The organism is Capnocytophaga sp. oral taxon 329 str. F0087 (assembly GCF_000213295.2).
Taxonomy (GTDB): Bacteria; Bacteroidota; Bacteroidia; order Flavobacteriales; family Flavobacteriaceae; genus Capnocytophaga; species Capnocytophaga leadbetteri_A.
In genome coordinates this window covers 35,766-51,758 of the sequence record NZ_KN389987.1, presented here as the reverse complement: position 1 = coordinate 51,758, position 15,993 = coordinate 35,766, and the positions used below count along the sequence as shown (strand labels likewise).

The 15,993-nt window shown below is 38.7% G+C and carries 19 protein-coding genes and 1 tRNA gene; 17 read left to right on the top strand and 3 right to left on the bottom strand.

The window, feature by feature from the left end:
* Positions 1 to 196: 196 nt before the first annotated feature.
* The 7 genes from HMPREF9074_RS01865 (at position 197) to fmt (ending at position 4,321) form a co-directional block, all read left to right on the top strand.
* Positions 197 to 284, top strand: a tRNA-Ser gene (locus tag HMPREF9074_RS01865).
* A 66-nt stretch (positions 285 to 350) separates the two neighbouring features.
* Positions 351 to 1,082: a MotA/TolQ/ExbB proton channel family protein gene (locus HMPREF9074_RS01860; RefSeq protein ID WP_009388743.1), complete on the top strand. Its 732-nt coding sequence runs from the start codon at positions 351 to 353 to the stop codon at positions 1,080 to 1,082.
* Positions 1,083 to 1,113: 31 nt separating this feature from the next.
* Positions 1,114 to 1,545, top strand: coding sequence for a membrane protein (locus HMPREF9074_RS01855; protein ID WP_009388742.1), 432 nt, complete (start codon positions 1,114 to 1,116; stop codon positions 1,543 to 1,545).
* A gap of 6 nt (positions 1,546 to 1,551) precedes the next feature.
* Complete coding sequence (locus HMPREF9074_RS01850; protein ID WP_009388741.1) at positions 1,552 to 2,166, top strand: ExbD/TolR family protein; 615 nt, start codon at positions 1,552 to 1,554, stop codon at positions 2,164 to 2,166.
* Between the two features lie 11 nt (positions 2,167 to 2,177).
* Positions 2,178 to 2,657: an ExbD/TolR family protein gene (locus HMPREF9074_RS01845; protein WP_009388740.1), complete on the top strand. Its 480-nt coding sequence runs from the start codon at positions 2,178 to 2,180 to the stop codon at positions 2,655 to 2,657.
* 115 nt (positions 2,658 to 2,772) lie between these two features.
* Positions 2,773 to 3,270 carry an outer membrane beta-barrel protein gene (locus HMPREF9074_RS01840; RefSeq protein ID WP_009388739.1) on the top strand — a complete coding sequence of 166 codons (498 nt, stop codon included), beginning with the start codon at positions 2,773 to 2,775 and terminating at the stop codon, positions 3,268 to 3,270.
* 112 nt (positions 3,271 to 3,382) lie between these two features.
* Positions 3,383 to 4,321 (top strand): methionyl-tRNA formyltransferase, encoded by a 939-nt coding sequence (gene fmt, locus HMPREF9074_RS01835; RefSeq protein ID WP_009388738.1) that lies wholly within the window; start codon positions 3,383 to 3,385, stop codon positions 4,319 to 4,321.
* Positions 4,322 to 4,359: 38 nt separating this feature from the next.
* Here the strand turns inward: fmt and HMPREF9074_RS01830 are convergent, their stop codons facing one another.
* Together HMPREF9074_RS01830 and HMPREF9074_RS01825 are read right to left on the bottom strand one after the other, a co-directional pair.
* Entirely contained in the window at positions 4,360 to 5,835 is a 1,476-nt protein-coding gene (locus tag HMPREF9074_RS01830; RefSeq protein WP_009388737.1) for an LptF/LptG family permease, read from the bottom strand.
* 15 nt (positions 5,836 to 5,850) lie between these two features.
* Positions 5,851 to 6,495 (bottom strand): outer membrane lipoprotein periplasmic chaperone LolA1, encoded by a 645-nt coding sequence (locus tag HMPREF9074_RS01825; RefSeq protein WP_034539538.1) that lies wholly within the window; start codon positions 6,493 to 6,495, stop codon positions 5,851 to 5,853.
* A 346-nt stretch (positions 6,496 to 6,841) separates the two neighbouring features.
* On the opposite strand from HMPREF9074_RS01825, the gene HMPREF9074_RS01820 reads away from it, so the two are divergent.
* Genes HMPREF9074_RS01820 through HMPREF9074_RS01810 form a run of 3 tightly spaced genes read left to right on the top strand, consistent with a single transcriptional unit; the run spans position 6,842 to position 10,310 of the window.
* Entirely contained in the window at positions 6,842 to 7,516 is a 675-nt protein-coding gene (locus tag HMPREF9074_RS01820; protein WP_009388735.1) for a succinate dehydrogenase cytochrome b subunit, read from the top strand.
* Positions 7,517 to 7,520: 4 nt separating this feature from the next.
* Complete coding sequence (locus HMPREF9074_RS01815; RefSeq protein WP_009388734.1) at positions 7,521 to 9,551, top strand: fumarate reductase/succinate dehydrogenase flavoprotein subunit; 2,031 nt, start codon at positions 7,521 to 7,523, stop codon at positions 9,549 to 9,551.
* Positions 9,552 to 9,557: 6 nt separating this feature from the next.
* Positions 9,558 to 10,310 (top strand): succinate dehydrogenase/fumarate reductase iron-sulfur subunit, encoded by a 753-nt coding sequence (locus HMPREF9074_RS01810; RefSeq protein WP_009388732.1) that lies wholly within the window; start codon positions 9,558 to 9,560, stop codon positions 10,308 to 10,310.
* A gap of 83 nt (positions 10,311 to 10,393) precedes the next feature.
* Here the strand turns inward: HMPREF9074_RS01810 and HMPREF9074_RS01805 are convergent, their stop codons facing one another.
* Entirely contained in the window at positions 10,394 to 10,999 is a 606-nt protein-coding gene (locus HMPREF9074_RS01805; protein WP_034539536.1) for a DUF4254 domain-containing protein, read from the bottom strand.
* Between the two features lie 86 nt (positions 11,000 to 11,085).
* Here HMPREF9074_RS01805 and HMPREF9074_RS01800 point away from each other — a divergent pair, with 86 nt between their 5' ends.
* The 7 genes from HMPREF9074_RS01800 to HMPREF9074_RS01770 all read left to right on the top strand — a co-directional run.
* On the top strand, positions 11,086 to 11,640 hold the full coding sequence (locus HMPREF9074_RS01800; RefSeq protein ID WP_009388728.1) for a glutathione peroxidase: 555 nt from the start codon (positions 11,086 to 11,088) through the stop codon (positions 11,638 to 11,640).
* Between the two features lie 13 nt (positions 11,641 to 11,653).
* Positions 11,654 to 12,832 (top strand): glycosyltransferase family 87 protein, encoded by a 1,179-nt coding sequence (locus tag HMPREF9074_RS01795; protein WP_034539534.1) that lies wholly within the window; start codon positions 11,654 to 11,656, stop codon positions 12,830 to 12,832.
* Entirely contained in the window at positions 12,789 to 13,715 is a 927-nt protein-coding gene (locus tag HMPREF9074_RS01790) for a glycosyltransferase family 2 protein (RefSeq protein WP_034539520.1), read from the top strand. The genes HMPREF9074_RS01795 and HMPREF9074_RS01790 overlap by 44 nt, the downstream gene beginning before the upstream one ends.
* Positions 13,716 to 13,731: 16 nt before the next feature.
* Positions 13,732 to 14,136: a hydroxyisourate hydrolase gene (gene uraH / locus HMPREF9074_RS01785; protein ID WP_009388723.1), complete on the top strand. Its 405-nt coding sequence runs from the start codon at positions 13,732 to 13,734 to the stop codon at positions 14,134 to 14,136.
* Between the two features lie 11 nt (positions 14,137 to 14,147).
* A complete protein-coding gene (locus HMPREF9074_RS01780) occupies positions 14,148 to 14,912 on the top strand; it encodes a polysaccharide deacetylase family protein (RefSeq protein WP_009388717.1) in 765 nt (254 codons plus the stop codon).
* 22 nt (positions 14,913 to 14,934) lie between these two features.
* On the top strand, positions 14,935 to 15,855 hold the full coding sequence (locus tag HMPREF9074_RS01775; RefSeq protein ID WP_009388716.1) for a VirK/YbjX family protein: 921 nt from the start codon (positions 14,935 to 14,937) through the stop codon (positions 15,853 to 15,855).
* Between the two features lie 4 nt (positions 15,856 to 15,859).
* Positions 15,860 to 15,993 (top strand): PIG-L family deacetylase (locus HMPREF9074_RS01770; protein ID WP_034539518.1); only part of this gene is annotated, 134 nt, incomplete at its 3' end.

Below are 15,993 nucleotides of genomic sequence, written 5' to 3'. Positions count from 1 at the left end.
GATGGGTATTATAGATGGAAAAGACATTACAACCGAGTCTGCCATAACAAAATTAATGATTTTATTAAAGAAAAATATTTCTCCTAATTTGTTCAAAATCAAGTTTGAAGAGAGTTTAGCAGGTGAAATTTAGTAAAAAATTAAGAAAAAAATTTGTGGGATAAAAAAATATTTTGTTACTTTGGCATTCGGAAATAGAGAGGTGTCCGAGTGGTTGAAGGAGTACGCCTGGAAAGTGTATATGCGCCAAAAGTGTATCGAGGGTTCGAATCCCTTCCTCTCTGCTTCTCGATAGAATACAAATTTATTAAACATTAAATTATTAACTAACAATTTAAAAAATCAAACAAATGAAAAAAATGTCATCTAAGCTACTTCTTGTAGCAATGTTAATTTTAAACGTGGCAATGGTTAGTGCTCAAGAAGTGGAAGAAGTAGCACAACAGTCTAAAGGCTTCCACCAAGTGTTTAAAGAGCGTTTCATCGAGGGGGGGCCAATGTATATGGCACCAATCCTTCTTTGCTTAATTATCGGTTTGGCAGTAGCTATCGAAAGGATTATCTACCTCAATATGGCAACTACCAATTCTAAGAAACTTATTGCCGATATAGAAAGTGCCTTAGACAGCAAAGGTATAGAAGCAGCTAAAGAAGTATGCCGCGATACTAAAGGGCCTGTTGCCTCTATTTTCTATCAAGGTCTTGACCGCTCATCAGAAGGTATTGATATGGTTGAAAAATCAGTAGTATCTTACGGAGGTGTACAAATGGGTCAGTTAGAAAAGAACGTGTCTTGGATTTCGCTCTTTATTGCTATCGCACCGATGTTAGGGTTTATGGGTACCGTAATTGGTATGATTGAAGCGTTCGACAAAATTAGTACAGCAGGTGGTCTTGATGCTTCTTTGATTGCTGGTGATATTAAGGTGGCCTTGCTTACTACCGTATTTGGTTTGATAGTAGCGATGATACTACAGGTGTTCTACAACTACATTATCGCTAAGATTGATGCTATCGTAAACGATATGGAAGATGCTTCTATCTCATTGATAGACCTATTAGTAGCAAGAAAAATAAAATAATTTCACTCACCCATTTAAAGAACTTTGAAGTATGTATAAAATAGCTAAATATGCAGCACTTGGTTTAGGAGTCATTGGTGTGATTCTCTGGATAGCACTTTCACTTTCAGACAATTCAGCTGACCCTAACAATGGCACTATGCAAGCTCTATTTGTGCTTACCTACATACTGTTAGCCATTGCATTGGCAGCAGTAATATTCTCGGCAGCACAAAATATCTTAGCTTCGCCTAAAGCACTTAAGAAAACGCTTATCTATACTGGAGCTTTTGTACTAATCCTTATTGTAGCTTATGTGTTCTCTTCAGGAGATGTAGAAGCTAACGCAAGCGAAGAGGTGAAAAAAGCGAGTGACTCAGTAAGAAAATGGACAAGCACAGGTTTAATCGCTTTGTATATATTAGTAGCAGGAGCTATTGCAGCTCTAGTAGCCTCTAATGTAAAAAAAGCACTAATGAGATAAAAAATTATGGCAAGACGTTCAATACCTGAGGTAAATGCAGGTTCAATGGCAGATATTGCCTTCCTGCTCTTGATTTTCTTCTTGGTAACAACTACTATTGAAAGCAACTCAGGAATCACTGTAAAATTACCTCCTAAACAGCCAGCGGATGCACCACCACCACCAATAGTAAAGGAGAAAAACGTATTGGTAGTGATAGTGAACAAGAATAACCAGTTGCTTATCAATAACCAAATTAAGGAACTTAAGGATGTAAAAACCACAGCTCTTGAGTTTTTGGATAATAATGGCGATGGTACTTGTGCACACTGTAAAGGGAAAAGAGATCCACTATCATCAGACAATCCTGATAAAGCAATTATCTCATTGCGCAACGACCGCGAAACATCGTATAAAACGTATATAGCGGTGCAAAATGAGCTCATCAAAGCTTATAATGAGTTGAGAGAGCGTGAACGTTTGCGCTTGTTCCCTAACGAGGTGCCATACGAACAAATAGAAGAGGAATTTAACGCAGCTCGTACTTCTAAAGCGCGTAAAGAAGCGTTAGAACCTAAAATATTAAAATTGCAGGAGCTTTTCCCAAGGAAATTGCTTGAAACTGCACCTAAGAAACACTAAAATATAGAAGTATGTCAAAATTTACAAAAAAGAAAAGTGGTGAAGTACCCGCCGTATCTACAGCATCTTTACCTGACATCATCTTTATGCTTTTGTTTTTCTTTATGACAGTAACAGAATCAAAAGATAGTGATTTGATGGTACAGAACAAGCTGCCTGTAGCAGACCAAGTACAAAAGTTAGACAAAAAAGACCCAGTGGTATATATATACGCTGGTAAACCACTGCCTAAATATCAGTCTAAATTTGGTGCTAATGCAAAAATACAAGTAAATGATAAATTTATTGACGTATCTGAAGTAAGCCATTACATTCTTAACTATAGAGAAGGTTTGCGTGAAGGACTACGCGATGTGTTTATCACAGCTCTAAAAGTAGATGGTGATACTAATATGGGGCTTGTAAGTGATATACGTGAGAAATTGCAAGACATCAATGCCTTGAAACTCAATTATATCGTGCACGAAGGTTCGCCTTTGAAACAAAAATAAAAGACTTAAGTTAAACGAAAAAAAGAGATACATATCAAATATGTGTCTCTTTTTTTGCTTGTTATTTTTTTTAGTATTACCTTTGCCCAAATTAATGATATAATAAATATAAAAAATGAAGAAAATTTTACTTCTAGCAGGATTGCTTCTTACTGTAGCAACTGCTTCAGCACAAGCTACATTAGACAAAGGTGCGTTGCAATTAAACGCTAAATTAGGTTTTTCAGGTTGGGGAGTACCTATAACGGTAGGAGCTGACTATGGTATCGCTGATGACATTACCGTAGGAGGTGAGCTTTCATTCCGTTCTTATAGTACTACTTATTTTAATCATTCTATTTTTGGTGTCTTTGCTAATGGGAACTATCACTTCAACCGTTTATTTGAATTACCTTCTCAAGTAGGTGTATATGCAGGTTTGAGTTTAGGTTATTTTGTAGCTTCAAGTTCAAGTGACTATGTAGGAACGAGCTATTCTCAACCAGGTTGTAACTTACAAACAGGAGCACGATACTTTTTTAATAATAAATTCGGTGTGAATGCAGAAGTAGTTCTTGGTGCTATAGGCTTAACAGGAGGTGAGTTTAAAGCTGGTATTACCTATAAATTATAATGTATAATCACAAGTTACTATATAAGACTTTGCTAAGGTTTTACTTTAGCAAAGTTTTTTTATTGCTGATAGTAGGATATTTAGTATCTTTGCCGAAATAAGATTAATAACGATGAGAATTGTATTTATGGGAACGCCCGATTTTGCATTGGCATCCCTTAAAAGTTTAGTAGAAAATAACTATAATGTGGTGGGGGTAGTGACTGTAGCCGATAAGCCAGCAGGGCGCGGACAGAAATTGCATGCTTCCCCCGTAAAACAATACGCAGAAAGTAAAGGTATACCGGTCCTACAACCTGTTAAACTGAAAGATGAAGATTTTCTAAATCAGTTGAGGGCACTTAAGCCAGATCTGCAAATAGTAGTAGCTTTTAGAATGCTGCCAGAAGTTGTATGGCGTTTGCCTAAGTATGGAACTTTTAATCTGCACGCTTCATTACTGCCTAATTATCGTGGGGCTGCTCCTATTAATTGGGCTATTATTAATGGTGAAAAGCAGACGGGTGTTACTACTTTCTTTATTGATGAAAAAATCGATACGGGGGCTATTATACAACAAGCCGTTACTCCTATCGAAGCACACGAAACAGCAGGTAGCCTCCACGATAAACTAATGGAGCAAGGAGCTGCCCTCGTACTCCAAACAGTAGATAGTATAGTAGCAGGCACTTATAGCATACAAGCTCAAAATAAAGAGGTAACCTACGCTGAGGCTCCTAAGATATATAAGGAGACTTGCTTAGTAAATTGGCAAGCAGAGGGTATCGCTATTGAACGATTGATACGCGGTATGAGTCCGTATCCTACTGCGTGGGGAAATCTGCAGCAACAAGGAGAAACTATTGCTATCAAAATATATGATGCACTATACAAACCTGCTGTTCATAATGAAGCTATAGGGAAAGTAATTGTAGAGAAAAAACAGCTGCTTGTAGCTGTGAAAGACGGCTTTATTGAATTACTGGAACTACAATTGCCTGCTAAGAAGAGAATGAAAACAACTGACCTACTTAACGGTTTCTCTTTTAACCAAGAGGCTAAAATGATATAAAATAATAGGAACAACTACAAAGTAAAAAAGACAGCTTTTTAGGCTGTCTTTTTACTTTTTAGTTGTTTTATTTTGTCTTCTACGAACCGTAATATTTTATTGGTAAATGGAAAGTGGAATACCTCTTTGTCGGTAGTAACCCGAGTGGTTAGATATACCCCGAAAGGTAAAAGTATCAGGGCAGGTATCCAAGGGGCTAAAGCAGGATTGATAGTGTTGTTTTCGGCTATATTCTTCATAAACATTCCTATAAAATAATAGGCCAAAAATACTATCATCGCTACAACTAAAGGTAAGCCAATACCCCCCTTGCGTATGAAAGCTCCTAATGGTGCCGCTACAAAGAAAAGTACAAAACAAGCTACCGTAAGGGCAAACTTATCACTTAGGTTTAGTATGTGCAGGTTCATCAGTTTGTAGCGGTATTCTAAATCGTTTTGGCGGTACTCTACATTGTCGAGTTGTGTTTGGTTATTGTTCATCGCCATTTCGAGAAGCATTAGCTTCTTGTCGTTAGGAAAAGCATTAAGCAACTGCGAAATAGAAGTGACCTCTTGTGTTTTCGTCTTAGGTTGGGTAGTCTTTGTCTCTTCAGCAGATGATGGCGCTATATAAAAACCTGTACGGCGAAACATATTGTTGCCATAATCGGTGATGTTTTGTTTGAAATCAGTGCGGAGAGAGTCGATGGCATAGCCTAACTGACCGACATTCATCATTCTGTAGGTAGTAGCATCGGTTTTCTCGTTGAAATCTACATTATTCAGGTGCGAAAGGTCGAGGTTGATGATGTACTTCTGAAAATGTACCTTTGCAAAAGGCAATCGCTCTTGGGCTTCGTAGCTATTCGTCTTAATATCTTCGTAATAAGTACCGTCTTCTAAAATAAGCTGTAAGAAGTTGCTGTTAGTTTTAGCAGTTTTAAGTTCCCCTTTTTTGGCAAAAATAACCGTACGATTCACTCTGTCAGGGGTTTTCTTATGGATGAGGACATTATGTAGAAACTGATCGTTATCTCCGCTCTTCTTAGCTACTTTGATACTTATATCTTCACCTATGTTAGAAAATACGCCTTCTGAAATAGCCATTGCTGGCTTCACCTTAGCTATATTAGACCTAAGCGTATATACTTCGCGATAGGCAACTGGTATCACATTGTTTGCTAAGAAAAAAGTGCCTATACTCAGCAGTGCCATTAGGACAATCAGTGGAAGCATCACACGCATTAGTGAGATGCCAGAGGCTTTCATCGCGGCAAACTCGTAGTTTTCGGCAAAAGCACCAAAGGTCATAATAGACGAGATAACCACCGCCAAGGGCATAATAATAGGTATAAGCTGTGGAATGAAGTAAATGAGGAATTTACCGATAATCCACAACTCTAATCCACGTCCTGCTAACTCATCGATGTAAGTGAAAATGGTGTGAAATACGAATATGAGAACGAGAATGGAGAGCGCCCCCAGAAAGTTAGTGAGAAACTGCGTGAGTATATAGCGGTCTAATATTTTCATTTGCGTGGGTAAACATTAGAGTTCAGAGATAGTATAGCCGTCTTTTTTGTATTTTTCGCGGTCGAATTTGAAAATATTGTCAGAAAGAGGCTGGTTAGTCTTGAAAGTATTGACTGTAATGGTGGTTCTTGTACCATTTTTGCCTATTTCGATAAGATTATAGATGTGTTTGGTCTGTATATCAATACCAAGCAGTATTTGTTTCACCTCAGTATTAGCTTTTTGAGGCTTAAGTTCTACATATTGTATTTTTCGACCACGTACGTTTTGCTGTATATCCCATTTGTACTTATAACCTTTTTTGTAGAAGGTAAGCATTTTAGAGGGGGTAATGGCACTGTCGTCAGTAGCGTTTTTTTCGATAGTAACTTCTTCGTTTTCAGGTACTACGGTATAAGTCTTGTTTCCGTCATACATTTTAGTAGCCCCAAGATAATTGAGTACGTACTTATCTTTGGCGATAGTGACATTCCCTTTGGTTTCCTGATTGATATTCTCAACTAAATTATCAAGATTGTACTTAAAATCGATGTAGATGTTATTATAAGCCGACATTTTAGCATATACCTCATCGAGGAGTTTTTTAGCCTTATCTACTTGATTTTGAGCTTGTAATCCGCCTGTAATAAGGGCGATTAGTATTAATAAAATTCTTTTCATTTTCTGTAGTGTTTTTAATGATTTTGTTGTTACCTTTTTGATAGTTAGCAATTTCCGTTCCAAAATTGGGGCAAAAGTAATGTTTTTTTGGAGATTGTGCAAGTTTTGAAGGGTTATTGTTCGCTCATCCTATACTCATCGTATACACATTGTTCGGAGAGAGAGGAAGGAGAGAAAAGTCTTAAATTTTTCTTAATGCCTAACATTCAACTGTTAATACATTCTTCTTTTTTAAACAGAGTATAAATTACATAAGAAGTAGCTTTTTTTGTTGCATATAATTGTAAATAGCTGTACTTTTGTAGCGAATTTTTAACGTAATATATTATTAAAAACTATAAAACGAATGGCAGGATTATTTAAAACATCTGTGGCACGAAAGGTGGCGATGGCGCTCTCGGCACTCTTTCTCATTCTCTTTCTAATCATACACTTGGCGGTAAACCTTACCTCAGTGATTAGTGAGAATACTTTTAACGAGCTATCCCACTTTATGGGTACCAATCCGCTGATACAATTTGCTATGCAGCCGGTACTACTCGCTGGGGTTATTTTCCACTTTGTGATGGGATTTGTGCTCGAAATACAAAACAAAAGGGCTCGCGGTAGCGAAAAGTATTACGCCTACAACGGGGGAGCTAACTCTTCTTGGATGTCGCGCAATATGATTATTACTGGAGTGATGATTCTTCTGTTTTTAGGTCTTCACTTATGGGATTTTTGGGTAGGCGAAATGAACTACAAATACATACAGTTCAACGAGCCCAACCCTACACGTTACTATCACGAGTTAATAGAGAAATTTCACGAACCTTTACGTGTGGGTATGTATGTGCTTTGCTTTGTATTTTTGTGCTTACACTTGCTACACGGCTTTCAGTCAGCTTTTCAATCAATGGGTTGGAAGGACAATGCGCGCAAAAAACTGATTAGCCAAGTAGGTAATTGGTATTCTTACATTATCTGTGGGGGCTTTATTTTTATAGCTCTCTTCCATTACATTAAATTTTTAACAGCTTAATTTTATGAGTACATTAGATTCTAAAATTCCTGAAGGTCCTATAGCGGACAAATGGACGAAATATAAAGACCATATCAACCTAGTGAACCCCGCTAATAAGCGTAATATAGATGTGATAGTGGTAGGTACTGGTTTGGCTGGAGGTTCGGCAGCTGCTACCCTCGCTGAATTGGGTTATAACGTAAAAGCGTTTGCTTATCAAGATTCTCCACGCCGTGCGCACTCTATCGCTGCTCAGGGGGGTATCAACGCCGCTAAAAACTATATGGGTGATGGCGACTCGAACTATCGCTTGTTTTACGATACAGTGAAAGGTGGTGACTACCGCGCTCGTGAGGCTAACGTGTATCGCCTTGCTGAAGTATCTGGCAACATCATTGACCAGTGTGTGGCTCAAGGGGTGCCTTTTGCACGTGACTACGGCGGGCTACTTGATAACCGCTCTTTTGGTGGGGTGTTGGTATCGCGTACTTTCTACGCTAAAGGTCAGACAGGACAACAGCTTTTGCTTGGTTGCTATTCGGCTATGAACCGCCAAATTGCTCGTGGTAAGATTGATATGTACAACCGCCACGAAATGCTAGATGTGGTAATAGTAGACGGCAAAGCGCGTGGTATCATTGCTCGTAACTTGGTAACAGGTGAGATTGAGCGTCACTCAGCTCACGCAGTGGTTATCGCCTCTGGTGGTTATGGTAACGTGTACTTCCTTTCGACCAATGCAATGGGTTCTAACGCAACTGCTGCTTGGAAAATACACAAGAAAGGGGCTTACTTTGCAAACCCTTGCTTTACTCAAATTCACCCTACTTGTATTCCTCGTTCAGGTGACTATCAGTCTAAATTGACATTGATGTCGGAGTCACTACGTAATGACGGACGTATTTGGGTGCCTAAGAAAATGGAAGATGCAGTAGCGATACGCGAAAAACGCAAAAAACCTACTGATATACCTGAAGCAGACCGCGACTACTACTTAGAGCGTCGTTATCCTGCGTTTGGTAACCTTGTGCCTCGTGACGTGGCTTCGCGTGCTGCTAAAGAGCGTTGCGATGCGGGCTATGGGGTAAATGAAACTGGTGAGGCAGTATACCTTGACTTTGCTTCGGCTATTGAGCGTTATGGTAAAGAACAATGTAAAATTCACGGTGTAGAAAACCCTAGCAAAGAGGAAATTATCAAACGCGGTGAGAAGATAGTAGAGGCTAAGTATGGTAACCTTTTCCAAATGTACGAAAAAATCGTAGCTGAAAACCCATATAAAACGCCAATGATGATTTACCCTGCAACCCACTACACTATGGGAGGTATTTGGGTAGATTACAACTTGATGACTACTATCCCTGGTTGTTATGCTATCGGTGAGGCTAACTTCTCAGACCACGGCGCTAACCGTTTAGGGGCTTCTGCTTTGATGCAAGGTTTGGCTGATGGTTACTTTGTATTGCCTTATACTATTGGTGACTACTTGGCTGCTGATATTCGTACTGGTAAAATACCTACTGATACTCCTGAGTTTGATGAGGCAGAGCGCATAGTAAAAGAGCGTTTGGCTTACTTCATCAACAATAAAGGTACGCACTCTGTAGACTACTTCCACAAAAAACTTGGTAAAGTGATGTGGGATAAAGTAGGTATGGCGCGTAATGCTGAGGGCTTGAAAGAGGCTATCAAAGAAATACGCGAAATACGCGAAGACTTCTGGAAGAATGTAAAAGTACCAGGAGAGCTAACCGGTATGAACGTAGAGCTTGAAAAAGCAGGACGTGTGGCTGACTTCCTTGAACTTGGTGAGCTATTTGCTAAAGACGCTTTAGAGCGTAACGAGTCTTGTGGAGGTCACTTCCGTGAAGAGTATCAAACACCTGATGGGGAAGCTCTTCGTGATGACGTAAACTATGCTTATGTAGCCGCTTGGCAGTATACTGGTAACCCTAAAGAGGTAGTGAATACTTACAACCCAAGTGAGGAGATTATGCATAAAGAACCTCTTGTATTTAAAGATATTGAACTAAAACAACGTAGTTATAAATAGAAAGATATGGCAACAATGAACCTAACACTAAAAGTGTGGCGACAAAAAAACTCGCAAGAGAAAGGTCGTATGGTAGATTATAAAGTAACCAACATTTCAGACCATATGTCTTTTTTGGAAATGTTGGATGTACTCAATGAGCAACTCATCGAACAAGGTGAAGAACCTGTGGCTTTTGACCACGATTGCCGCGAAGGTATCTGTGGTATGTGCTCTCTCTTCATCAACGGTGAAGCCCACGGACCTGACCGTGGGGTAACTACTTGTCAGTTGCATATGCGTATGTTTAAAGATGGTGATACTATCACTATCGAACCTTGGCGCGCTACTGCTTTCCCTGTTATTAAAGACTTGATGGTAGATAGAACTGCTTTTGAACGTATTCAACAAGCAGGAGGATATATCTCTGTAAATACTTCGGGTAATACGCAAGATGCTAACGCTATTCCAATCCCTAAACGCGATGCTGACCGCTCTATGGACGCTGCAGCTTGTATAGGTTGTGGTGCTTGTGTGGCTACTTGTAAAAACTCTTCGGCTATGCTGTTTGTGGCTGCTAAAGTATCGCAATTTGCTCTCCTTCCTCAAGGTCGTGTAGAGGCTACTGAACGCGTACTGAATATGGTGAACCAGATGGAACACGAAGGTTTTGGTAACTGTACCAATACTGGTGCCTGCGAAGTAGAATGCCCTAAAGGTATTTCGCTTGAAAATATAGCACGCCTCAACCGTGAGTACTTAAAAGCAAGCATTAGATAATTTGTCGATTTGACAATTTGCCGATTTGGCAATGTAGTAATAAAAAACTGCCCCAGAATAGTTGGGGCAGTTTTTATTATCTCTTATTTACTTCCTCTAAGTATGGGGTTTAACTCCTCGTCATTGTACATCTTCATTTGTTTATAGACTTTCATATACTTGCGCCCTGCGGCAATATCGTCTAAAAGCTGGTTGAGAGCCGTTGAAAGGTCTTTTTTCTGTTCGAGCAGTACATTTAGTTTCTCTTGGCATTTAGCGCGATGCTCTGGGGTGGCATCGGGGCGGTTTACCTCTTCTTGCATATGATAAATTTTGAGCGCTAAAATCGAAAGCCTATCTACTGCCCACGCAGGACTCTCGGTGTTGATAGTGGCTTCAGGTAGTGGTTTTACTTCCTTGTAAAAATCTAAGAAATAACTGTCGATATACTCCACCATATCGGTGCGGTCTTGATTAGAGGCATCAATCTTGCGTTTGAGGTCGAGAGCCGCTACTGGGTCGATGTGCGGGTCGCGAATGATATCCTCGTAATGCCATTGCACGGTGTCAATCCAATTTTTGCGATAAAGCAAGTGGTTTAGCAAGTCGGTAGACGGATAAGGATTGGTAAAAGGTTGGTACACATCGTCAGCTATGTGATACTGTGCGATGCTTTCTTCGAATATTTTAAAGGCTTTTTCTGAAAACATAGTGATTATTTTTTTGGCAAATATAATCTTTTTCATTGAAAGTTCAATCATTTTGCGTAACTTTGCCTCAAATTAATAAATCATTTATGAAACAACTCTTTTTCACTTTTATCTTATTAGTTATGACTATAGCAACTACACAAGCTCAGAAACCTTCTGACAATCAGACTATTTATCAGTTTACTGTAACTGATATTAGCGGTAAGCCTTTTGATTTATCTACTCTAAAAGGCAAAAAAGTAATGATAGTAAATACTGCTTCGAAATGCGGTCTTACTCCCCAATACAAAGAGCTGGAAGCTCTCTATGAGCGATATAAAGACAAGGATTTTGTTATTATTGGTTTTCCTGCTAACAATTTTTTGGGTCAAGAGCCTGGTAGCGATGAGCAGATAGCGTCTTTCTGCAGTATTAACTATGGGGTGAGCTTTCCGATGATGAGCAAAATATCAGTAAAAGGCAAAGAGATGCACCCTTTGTATCAGTTCCTCACTCAGAAAGAAAAGAATGGGGTAGAAGACTCGAAAGTGCAATGGAACTTTCAAAAGTATCTTATAGGCAAAGATGGGCGACTTGAAAAGGTTATCGCTCCGCGTACTTTGCCATCGAGTGAAGAGGTAATACAATGGATTGAAAAGTAAAAAAGGAAAGGTGATGCTGAAGAAAATTGTTGCTGATTATCGTTTTGTAAGCGTATTATGGTTTGGCTTAGCATTGGCTACGATAGTGCAGAATGTGTTTATAAGAGGGCAGTTTAACAACTATCTCATTTTTGATGGTGTATTTTGGCATACACTTAAGCAATTACCTTTGTATGTAGCTTATCCTGAAGAATATTTTGATACTAACCATTACGGTCCTTTCTTTAGCCTTATTATAGCTCCTTTTGCTATATTGCCCAAATGGGTGGGTTGTAGTTTTTGGATAATGGCAAATGCAGCTTTCTTGTATTGGGCTATCAGGCAATTGCCTCTGCCTAAGTCAGCTATTATAGGGGTGCTGCTCATCGCGGCACACGATATGTATACAGCAGCAGCAATGCAGCAGTTCAATATAAGCATTATTGCTCTTTTAGTAGGAGCTTTTGTGTTTATACAGCGCGGGAAGAGCCATTGGGCAACCTTATTTATAGTAATAGGGCTACTCACTAAGTTATATGGGGTAGTAGGATTGGCATTTTTCTTTTTTGCTAAAGATAAATGGCGTTTTATAGCGTCGGGGATAGCTTGGTTAGTGCTACTTTTCTGCTTGCCGATGCTCTATTCATCACCAGATTATATAGTTTCGCAGTATTATGAGTGGTACGTTTCGTTAGCCGAAAAAAACGTCTCTAACCTAAATACCACCTCTTACAACCTGCAAAACCTTTCTCTTTTAGGCTTTTTGCAGCGCACCGGCATCTACGATAATAATTTAGTAATATTGGCAGTCGCTTTAGGGCTGTTTGCTCTGCCATATTTGCGTATTCAACAGTATAAAAATACGGATTTTAGACTGCTGTTATTAGCTTCAGTAAGTATTTTCTTGTGTTTGTTTAGCACAGGTACTGAAAATAGTACTTATGTTATTGCTTATGTGGGGATTGGAGTGTGGTTTGTAGTTAGTAAGCTGCCTATTAAGTTAAAAATTGTTTTATTAGTATTAGCTATTTTAGCATCTTTGTCGCCTACAGATATATTTAAGCCTTTGAAAGAGCCTTATATTATCAGATATTCGCTGCGGGCAGTGCCTCCAGCACTTATATGGTTGGCAATAGTGTATGAGATGTGCTTTTTAGAATTTAAAAATGATGAAAACAATAGAAATTGTAGTGCCTTGCTACAACGAAAGTGAAAATATACGTCCGCTATACGAGGCTATTAAGGGAGTTTTTGCTGAAAAGCTGCCAGCGTATAGCTATACGCTACTTTTTGTAAATGATGGTAGCAGTGATGATTCGCTCGTAGTACTCAAAAAGCTGTCAGAAGAGGACAAAAGAGTGAAATACTTATCATTTTCGCGTAACTTTGGTCATCAATTGGCGGTAAAGGCGGGGTTAGACCACTCGTTTGCTGATGCTGTTATCTCAATGGACTGCGACCAGCAGCACCCTCCTGCTCTTATTCCAGAGCTTGTGAAGCGTTGGGAAGAGGGCAACCAAGTGGTGGCTACGCTTCGTACTTATCCTCCTGATACCCCTAAGAAGAAGCGGAAGAGTTCGCATCACTTTTACAAGTTGCTGAATATGCTTTCGGATATCGAAATAAAAGAAGGTTCAGCTGATTTTAGGTTGTTAGACCAAGAGGTAGTAAAGGTAATCAGAGAGATGAATGAAAACGAACCTTTCTTGCGAGGGATAGTGCCTTGGGTAGGCTTTAAGCAGTGCTATATACCTTACACAGCACAAGCACGATTTGCTGGAGAAAGCAAATATACAATAAAGAAGATGCTACACTTGGCTACAACGGGAGTAACCTCATTTAGCGTGAAACCCTTATACTTTGCGGTGTTTTTAGGTTTTGCTTTTTCGGCTTTATCGGTGTTCTACATACCCTATGTGATATATGCTTTTGTCAGTGGTACTGAGATATCAGGTTGGGCATCACTAATAATGACGATTGTCTTTTTTGGTGGGCTACAGCTTATCATTTTGGGGATTATAGGTATTTATATAGGAAAAATATTCAAGCAAACCAAAGCACGTCCTGCTTATATCATTCAAGAAGAAAAATTGTAAATAAAAACACATAAAAATGAGAAATCCGATTCTAATATTGCTAATATTTTTTAGCGCATTTATCCAAGCACAAGAGAAATATCAATTATCAAGTCATATTTTAGATATTTCACAAGGTAAACCTGCTCCAAATGTAAAGATAGCTCTATCTAAGCAAGATGAAAATCAAAACTGGGTATTGATAGATGAGAAATACACAGATAACAATGGAAGAATTAAAGATTTTTTGAAAGAAGAATCTAATAAAAATAATAATGGGGTTTATAAACTCACTTTTTATATCACTCCTTATTTTGAAAAGTTGAAACAAAAAACATTTTATCCCTTTATAGAAGTAGTTTTTGAGATAAAAGATAATCAACATTATCACATTCCGATTACATTATCTCCGTATGGTTATTCTACTTACAGAGGAAACTAATAACTATAAAAATGATTTACCTAAGTTTCGACATAGAAGAGTTTGATATGCCCAAAGAATACGGCTACGACATTGCTTTCGAGCGACAAATAGCCATTTCGCGCAAGGGGCTTACTGCTATATTAGATTTACTCAAAAAGCACCAAATGCGCGCTACTTTCTTTTCGACAGTAGTATTTGCACAGCAAGTGCCAGACCTTATCAATAGGTTGATAGAAGAGGGACACGAGTTGGCATCGCATACTTACTACCATTCCGACTTTGAGAATGAGCACCTAAAACGTTCAAAAGAGGCGTTAGAACAGCAGTTTGGGGTTACTGTAGAAGGACTTCGTATGCCCCGAATGCTTGAAGTGAGTGCTGAAGAAGTGAAAAAGGCAGGTTATAGATATAATTCATCGGTTAATCCTACTTTTTTACCTGGTAGATATAATAAACTACACGTGCCAAAGCGTTTTTTTAACGAAAATGGTTTATGGCAGATACCCGCAGCGGTAAGTTGGTTTAGGTTTCCGCTCTTTTGGCTCTCCTTTCACAATCTACCTCTTTGGCTATATAGGTTTTTATTGAAGAGGAGTGTGAAAAGTATAGGCTATGCGGCACTCTATTTTCATCCTTGGGAATTTACAGATTTGCACCAAAAAGAGTTTAACTTTCCTGCTTATGTGATGCGCAATTCAGGAGAAAAGATGATAGCACGCTTTGATAGTCTGCTCACTTTTATAAAGCAGCAAGGGTGGAAAACAGGATTGTATAAAGAGATGATTACTAACTGATAAGGAAAATGCTTACTAACCAATGACGATAAAAGAATTATTTTGCAGGGCTAAGAAGCTTACAGAATGTGGCTTTGCTAATGAAACCGTTAAATACCAAAAGAAACAGCTTAATAAGATATATTTTCACCTCTTATTAGATATTCCTTTTGCTAAAAAATGGTTTAGCTTGATACAATCGGAAGAGTATAAATGGGTGCTTTCGCATCGACCACGTATCTATTTTAAACCTTTTAGGGTGTATATGTCTACAAGATGGAAAAAGCAGCAACGAATGAATGCCTTACTGAGTTGTTATGCTTTTATGAAACAACGACCTCTGCTGAAACGTATGCTAGAAACGGATACTCCTGTTAAATTAGCTGAGTTCACAATGAAATATAATGACGAAAAAGGTCAAATCTACTTGGGATATAACAACCGTTATCGCAAGGAAGGAGAATTAGTGGTCTCGCTACATTGTGATAGTTATCAAGAGGCTATCTGTGAAGCTTCGTTTCTGATTGATAAAGAAAATGAAGACTGGGTATGCCGTATAGGTTGTGTGCAGGGCAATAAAAATACCGAATCTGAAAATGCAATTAAAGAGCTACAAAAACAAATGTATGCTCTTCGTCCTAAAGCCTTGATGATATTTATTATTCAAGAACTCAGTAGGCAATTAGGGTGCACTACTTTATACGGTGTAGGTAGTAAAATTCAGGCACATAACAAAAAACATTTTATCCATATAGAATGGTTGCACAAACTCAGTTTTAGTTACGATACTTTATGGAAAGAAGCTGATGGAACCCCAGATAAAGAAGGATGGTTTAAATTACCCATTGAAATGCCACGCAAATCAATAGAAGAAATTAAATCAAGCAAACGTTCACTCTATCGTAATAGATATGAGATGTTAGACAAAATAGCCGAAGAAATACAAAAAACAATTAACAAGTAATAATATGAAATTAGATATATTAGCTTTTGGGGCGCATCCTGATGATGTGGAATTAGGAGCAGGAGGTACTATTGCTAAGGAAATTAGCTTAGGCAAAACAGTAGGTATTATAGACCTAACACAAGGTGAACTCGGCAC

What these genes read in the sequence shown, in the direction of transcription:
- HMPREF9074_RS01845 (WP_009388740.1), top strand. Translation starts at nt 2,178, where the DNA reads ATGTCAAAATTTACAAAAAAGAAAAGTGGTGAAGTACCCGCCGTATCT.
- HMPREF9074_RS01780 (WP_009388717.1), top strand. Translation starts at nt 14,148, where the DNA reads ATGATTTACCTAAGTTTCGACATAGAAGAGTTTGATATGCCCAAAGAA.
- HMPREF9074_RS01805 (WP_034539536.1), bottom strand. Translation starts at nt 10,999, where the DNA reads ATGTTTTCAGAAAAAGCCTTTAAAATATTCGAAGAAAGCATCGCACAG.
- HMPREF9074_RS01825 (WP_034539538.1), bottom strand. Translation starts at nt 6,495, where the DNA reads ATGAAAAGAATTTTATTAATACTAATCGCCCTTATTACAGGCGGATTA.
- HMPREF9074_RS01790 (WP_034539520.1), top strand. Translation starts at nt 12,789, where the DNA reads ATGAAAACAATAGAAATTGTAGTGCCTTGCTACAACGAAAGTGAAAAT.
- HMPREF9074_RS01855 (WP_009388742.1), top strand. Translation starts at nt 1,114, where the DNA reads ATGTATAAAATAGCTAAATATGCAGCACTTGGTTTAGGAGTCATTGGT.
- HMPREF9074_RS01810 (WP_009388732.1), top strand. Translation starts at nt 9,558, where the DNA reads ATGGCAACAATGAACCTAACACTAAAAGTGTGGCGACAAAAAAACTCG.
- HMPREF9074_RS01830 (WP_009388737.1), bottom strand. Translation starts at nt 5,835, where the DNA reads ATGAAAATATTAGACCGCTATATACTCACGCAGTTTCTCACTAACTTT.
- HMPREF9074_RS01815 (WP_009388734.1), top strand. Translation starts at nt 7,521, where the DNA reads ATGAGTACATTAGATTCTAAAATTCCTGAAGGTCCTATAGCGGACAAA.
- HMPREF9074_RS01850 (WP_009388741.1), top strand. Translation starts at nt 1,552, where the DNA reads ATGGCAAGACGTTCAATACCTGAGGTAAATGCAGGTTCAATGGCAGAT.
- HMPREF9074_RS01795 (WP_034539534.1), top strand. Translation starts at nt 11,654, where the DNA reads ATGCTGAAGAAAATTGTTGCTGATTATCGTTTTGTAAGCGTATTATGG.
- HMPREF9074_RS01775 (WP_009388716.1), top strand. Translation starts at nt 14,935, where the DNA reads ATGACGATAAAAGAATTATTTTGCAGGGCTAAGAAGCTTACAGAATGT.
- HMPREF9074_RS01840 (WP_009388739.1), top strand. Translation starts at nt 2,773, where the DNA reads ATGAAGAAAATTTTACTTCTAGCAGGATTGCTTCTTACTGTAGCAACT.
- fmt (WP_009388738.1), top strand. Translation starts at nt 3,383, where the DNA reads ATGAGAATTGTATTTATGGGAACGCCCGATTTTGCATTGGCATCCCTT.
- HMPREF9074_RS01820 (WP_009388735.1), top strand. Translation starts at nt 6,842, where the DNA reads ATGGCAGGATTATTTAAAACATCTGTGGCACGAAAGGTGGCGATGGCG.
- uraH (WP_009388723.1), top strand. Translation starts at nt 13,732, where the DNA reads ATGAGAAATCCGATTCTAATATTGCTAATATTTTTTAGCGCATTTATC.
- HMPREF9074_RS01800 (WP_009388728.1), top strand. Translation starts at nt 11,086, where the DNA reads ATGAAACAACTCTTTTTCACTTTTATCTTATTAGTTATGACTATAGCA.
- HMPREF9074_RS01860 (WP_009388743.1), top strand. Translation starts at nt 351, where the DNA reads ATGAAAAAAATGTCATCTAAGCTACTTCTTGTAGCAATGTTAATTTTA.